We start from the raw sequence: 469 nt of genomic DNA, 5'->3' as shown, positions 1-469 counted from the left end.
ATCCGCGAAACGCTCGACCGGCAGGAAGACCTGGTCGCCGTCCCCGCGCTGCGCCGCGACCGGCCCGAACCCCACACCGTCGTCACCGCCGCCGCCCACGCCCACACCCACGGCACCCCCACCGACTGGACCGCCCTCCACGGCCAGGCCACCACCGTGGACCTGCCCACCTACGCCTTCCAGCACGAACACCTCTGGCTCACCCCACCCCCCACCACCACCGACCCCGCAGACCTGGGCCTGACCACCACCGCCCACCCCCTGCTCGGCGCCGCCCTCACCCTCGCCCACGACAACACCACCGTCTACACCGGCACCCTCTCCCTGACCACCCACCCCTGGCTCGCCCACCACACCGTCTTCGACACCCCCATCCTCCCCGGCACCGCCTACCTCGACCTCGCCCTCCACGCCGCCGACCACACCGGCCACACCACCATCGACGAACTCCTCCTCCACACCCCACTGG

1 protein-coding gene is annotated in these 469 nt (G+C 72.7%); it reads left to right on the top strand.

The window, feature by feature from the left end; all coding sequences use genetic code 11:
- Positions 1-469 (top strand): polyketide synthase dehydratase domain-containing protein (locus FLW16_RS43055; RefSeq protein WP_185949869.1); only part of this gene is annotated, 469 nt, incomplete at both ends.

It is taken from the genome of Microbispora sp. KK1-11 (assembly GCF_006874435.1).
GTDB lineage: Bacteria > Actinomycetota > Actinomycetes > Streptosporangiales > Streptosporangiaceae > Microbispora > Microbispora catharanthi.
This window is presented reverse-complemented; position numbering and strand designations above follow the sequence as displayed.